At 49.2% G+C, this 5243-nt stretch carries 2 tRNA genes and 3 rRNA genes; all 5 read left to right on the top strand.

Annotation, left to right across the window (positions count from 1 at the left end):
- The first annotated feature begins 33 nt into the window (after positions 1-33).
- The 5 genes from SINDD18_RS09950 to rrf all read left to right on the top strand — a co-directional run bounded on the left by SINDD18_RS09950 (position 34) and on the right by rrf (position 5243).
- Positions 34-105 (top strand) — tRNA-Glu (locus SINDD18_RS09950).
- Positions 106-348: 243 nt separating this feature from the next.
- Positions 349-1895: ribosomal RNA gene (locus SINDD18_RS09945) — 16S ribosomal RNA — on the top strand.
- A gap of 50 nt (positions 1896-1945) precedes the next feature.
- Positions 1946-2018 (top strand) — tRNA-Ala (locus SINDD18_RS09940).
- 126 nt (positions 2019-2144) lie between these two features.
- Positions 2145-5049: ribosomal RNA gene (locus tag SINDD18_RS09935) — 23S ribosomal RNA — on the top strand.
- 78 nt (positions 5050-5127) lie between these two features.
- A 5S ribosomal RNA gene (rrf, locus tag SINDD18_RS09930) occupies positions 5128-5243 on the top strand.
- The 16S, 23S and 5S rRNA genes sit together here with 2 tRNA genes alongside, the layout of an rRNA operon.

The raw sequence follows: 5243 nt of genomic DNA, 5'->3' as shown, positions 1-5243 counted from the left end.
GGTATAATAGTAAGAGTTGAAAATAACAACTCTGGTCCGTTGGTCAAGGGGTTAAGACACCGCCTTTTCACGGCGGTAACACGGGTTCGAATCCCGTACGGACTATGGTGTATTGCAGTTGAAACACTGGATGAAAAAAGTTAAAAAAAGTTTCAAAAAAGTGTTGACAAGCGAAAGCAGCTGTGATATACTAATATAGTTGTCACTTAAGAGAGATTGAGTGACAAAGACCTTTGAAAACTGAACAAGACGAACCAATGTGCAGGGCACTACAACAGAAGTTGTAGTACTGAACAATGAAAAAAACAATAAATCTGTCAGTGACAGAAATGAGTGAGAACTCAAACTTTTAATGAGAGTTTGATCCTGGCTCAGGACGAACGCTGGCGGCGTGCCTAATACATGCAAGTAGAACGCTGAAGGAGGAGCTTGCTTCTCCGGATGAGTTGCGAACGGGTGAGTAACGCGTAGGTAACCTGCCTGGTAGCGGGGGATAACTATTGGAAACGATAGCTAATACCGCATAACAGTAGATATTGCATGATATCTGCTTGAAAGGTGCAATTGCATCACTACCAGATGGACCTGCGTTGTATTAGCTAGTTGGTGAGGTAACGGCTCACCAAGGCGACGATACATAGCCGACCTGAGAGGGTGATCGGCCACACTGGGACTGAGACACGGCCCAGACTCCTACGGGAGGCAGCAGTAGGGAATCTTCGGCAATGGACGGAAGTCTGACCGAGCAACGCCGCGTGAGTGAAGAAGGTTTTCGGATCGTAAAGCTCTGTTGTAAGAGAAGAACGAGTGTGAGAGTGGAAAGTTCACACTGTGACGGTATCTTACCAGAAAGGGACGGCTAACTACGTGCCAGCAGCCGCGGTAATACGTAGGTCCCGAGCGTTGTCCGGATTTATTGGGCGTAAAGCGAGCGCAGGCGGTTAGATAAGTCTGAAGTTAAAGGCTGTGGCTTAACCATAGTACGCTTTGGAAACTGTTTAACTTGAGTGCAAGAGGGGAGAGTGGAATTCCATGTGTAGCGGTGAAATGCGTAGATATATGGAGGAACACCGGTGGCGAAAGCGGCTCTCTGGCTTGTAACTGACGCTGAGGCTCGAAAGCGTGGGGAGCAAACAGGATTAGATACCCTGGTAGTCCACGCCGTAAACGATGAGTGCTAGGTGTTAGACCCTTTCCGGGGTTTAGTGCCGTAGCTAACGCATTAAGCACTCCGCCTGGGGAGTACGACCGCAAGGTTGAAACTCAAAGGAATTGACGGGGGCCCGCACAAGCGGTGGAGCATGTGGTTTAATTCGAAGCAACGCGAAGAACCTTACCAGGTCTTGACATCCCTCTGACTGCTCTAGAGATAGAGTTTTCCTTCGGGACAGAGGTGACAGGTGGTGCATGGTTGTCGTCAGCTCGTGTCGTGAGATGTTGGGTTAAGTCCCGCAACGAGCGCAACCCCTATTGTTAGTTGCCATCATTTAGTTGGGCACTCTAGCGAGACTGCCGGTAATAAACCGGAGGAAGGTGGGGATGACGTCAAATCATCATGCCCCTTATGACCTGGGCTACACACGTGCTACAATGGCTGGTACAACGAGTCGCAAGTCGGTGACGGCAAGCTAATCTCTTAAAGCCAGTCTCAGTTCGGATTGTAGGCTGCAACTCGCCTACATGAAGTCGGAATCGCTAGTAATCGCGGATCAGCACGCCGCGGTGAATACGTTCCCGGGCCTTGTACACACCGCCCGTCACACCACGAGAGTTTGTAACACCCGAAGTCGGTGAGGTAACCTTTTAGGAGCCAGCCGCCTAAGGTGGGATAGATGATTGGGGTGAAGTCGTAACAAGGTAGCCGTATCGGAAGGTGCGGCTGGATCACCTCCTTTCTAAGGATAAGGAATGCACATTGGTCTTGTTTAGTCTTGAGAGGTCTTGTGGGGCCTTAGCTCAGCTGGGAGAGCGCCTGCTTTGCACGCAGGAGGTCAGCGGTTCGATCCCGCTAGGCTCCATTGGTGAGAGATCACCAAGTAATGCACATTGAAAATTGAATATCTATATCAAATAGTAACAAGAAAATAAACCGAAAACGCTGTAGTATTAATAAAGAGTTTATGACTGAAAGGTCAAAAAAATAAGGTTAAGTTAATAAGGGCGCACGGTGGATGCCTTGGCACTAGGAGCCGAAGAAGGACGTGACAAACGACGATATGCCTTGGGTAGCTGTAAGTAAGCGATGATCCAGGGATTTCCGAATGGGGGAACCCAACAGGTACTACCTGTTACCCATATCTGTTAAGGATATGAGGAGGAAGACGCAGTGAACTGAAACATCTAAGTAGCTGCAGGAAGAGAAAGCAAAAGCGATTGCCTTAGTAGCGGCGAGCGAAACGGCAGAAGGGCAAACCGAAGAGTTTACTCTTCGGGGTTGTAGGACTGCAATGTGGACTCAAAGACTATAGAAGAATGATTTGGGAAGATCAGCCAAAGAGAGTGATAGCCTCGTATTTAAAATAGTCTTTGTACCTAGCAGTATCCTGAGTACGGCGGGACACGTGAAATCCCGTCGGAATCTGGGAGGACCATCTCCCAACCCTAAATACTCCCTAGTGACCGATAGTGAACCAGTACCGTGAGGGAAAGGTGAAAAGCACCCCGGGAGGGGAGTGAAATAGAACCTGAAACCGTGTGCCTACAACAAGTTCGAGCCCGTTAATGGGTGAGAGCGTGCCTTTTGTAGAATGAACCGGCGAGTTACGATATGATGCGAGGTTAAGTTGAAGAGACGGAGCCGTAGGGAAACCGAGTCTGAAAAGGGCGCTTTAGTATTATGTCGTAGACCCGAAACCATGTGACCTACCCATGAGCAGGTTGAAGGTGCGGTAAGACGCACTGGAGGACCGAACCAGGGCACGTTGAAAAGTGCTTGGATGACTTGTGGGTAGCGGAGAAATTCCAAACGAACTTGGAGATAGCTGGTTCTCTCCGAAATAGCTTTAGGGCTAGCGTCGACATTAGAGATTCTTGGAGGTAGAGCACTGTTTGGGTGAGGGGTCCATCCCGGATTACCAATCTCAGATAAACTCCGAATGCCAATGAATTATGGTCGGCAGTCAGACTGCGAGTGCTAAGATCCGTAGTCGAAAGGGAAACAGCCCAGACCACCAGCTAAGGTCCCAAAATAATTGTTAAGTGGAAAAGGATGTGGGGTTGCACAGACAACTAGGATGTTAGCTTAGAAGCAGCTATTCATTCAAAGAGTGCGTAATAGCTCACTAGTCGAGTGACCCTGCGCCGAAAATGTACCGGGGCTAAAACAATTTACCGAAGCTGTGGATACCTTTATAGGTATGGTAGGAGAGCGTTCTATGTGTGAAGAAGGTGTACCGTGAGGAGTGCTGGAACGCATAGAAGTGAGAATGCCGGTATGAGTAGCGAAAGACAGGTGAGAATCCTGTCCACCGTAAGACTAAGGTTTCCAGGGGAAGGCTCGTCCGCCCTGGGTTAGTCGGGACCTAAGGAGAGACCGAAAGGTGTATCCGATGGACAACAGGTTGATATTCCTGTACTAGAGTATGTAGTGATGGAGGGACGCAGTAGGCTAACTAAAGCAGACGATTGGAAGTGTCTGTCTAAGCAGTGAGGTGTGAATTGAGTTAAATGCTTAGTTCTATAACATTGAGCTGTGATGGGGAGCGAAGTTTAGTAGCGAAGTTAGTGACGTCACACTGCCAAGAAAAGCTTCTAGCGTTTTAAACATACTCTACCCGTACCGCAAACCGACACAGGTAGTCGAGGCGAGTAGCCTCAGGTGAGCGAGAGAACTCTCGTTAAGGAACTCGGCAAAATGACCCCGTAACTTCGGGAGAAGGGGTGCTGACTTTAAGTCAGCCGCAGTGAATAGGCCCAAGCAACTGTTTATCAAAAACACAGCTCTCTGCTAAATCGTAAGATGATGTATAGGGGGTGACGCCTGCCCGGTGCTGGAAGGTTAAGAGGAGTGCTTAGCGGTAACGCGAAGGTATGAATTGAAGCCCCAGTAAACGGCGGCCGTAACTATAACGGTCCTAAGGTAGCGAAATTCCTTGTCGGGTAAGTTCCGACCCGCACGAAAGGCGTAATGATTTGGGCACTGTCTCAACGAGAGACTCGGTGAAATTTTAGTACCTGTGAAGATGCAGGTTACCCGCGACAGGACGGAAAGACCCCATGGAGCTTTACTGCAGTTTGATATTGAGTGTCTGTACCACATGTACAGGATAGGTAGGAGTCTAAGAGATCGGGACGCCAGTTTCGAAGGAGACGCTGTTGGGATACTACCCTTGTGTTATGGCCACTCTAACCCAGATAGGTGATCCCTATCGGAGACAGTGTCTGACGGGCAGTTTGACTGGGGCGGTCGCCTCCTAAAAGGTAACGGAGGCGCCCAAAGGTTCCCTCAGAATGGTTGGAAATCATTCGCAGAGTGTAAAGGTATAAGGGAGCTTGACTGCGAGAGCTACAACTCGAGCAGGGACGAAAGTCGGGCTTAGTGATCCGGTGGTTCCGTATGGAAGGGCCATCGCTCAACGGATAAAAGCTACCCTGGGGATAACAGGCTTATCTCCCCCAAGAGTTCACATCGACGGGGAGGTTTGGCACCTCGATGTCGGCTCGTCGCATCCTGGGGCTGTAGTCGGTCCCAAGGGTTGGGCTGTTCGCCCATTAAAGCGGCACGCGAGCTGGGTTCAGAACGTCGTGAGACAGTTCGGTCCCTATCCGTCGCGGGCGTAGGAAATTTGAGAGGATCTGCTCCTAGTACGAGAGGACCAGAGTGGACTTACCGCTGGTGTACCAGTTGTCTTGCCAAAGGCATCGCTGGGTAGCTATGTAGGGAAGGGATAAACGCTGAAAGCATCTAAGTGTGAAACCCACCTCAAGATGAGATTTCCCATGATTTTATATCAGTAAGAGCCCTGAGAGATGATCAGGTAGATAGGTTAGAAGTGGAAGTGTGGCGACACATGTAGCGGACTAATACTAATAGCTCGAGGACTTATCCAAAGTAACTGAGAATACGAAGCGTGATTATTTTAAGTGAAATTTGATAGATATTCAATTTTGAGTAGGTATTACTCAAAGTTAAGTGACGATAGCCTAGGAGATACACCTGTACCCATGCCGAACACAGAAGTTAAGCCCTAGAACGCCGGAAGTAGTTGGGGGTTGCCCCCTGTGAGATAAGGAAGTCGCTTAGC

The organism is Streptococcus infantis, assembly GCF_001579645.1.
Classification (GTDB): domain Bacteria; phylum Bacillota; class Bacilli; order Lactobacillales; family Streptococcaceae; genus Streptococcus; species Streptococcus infantis_E.
This window is presented reverse-complemented; position numbering and strand designations above follow the sequence as displayed.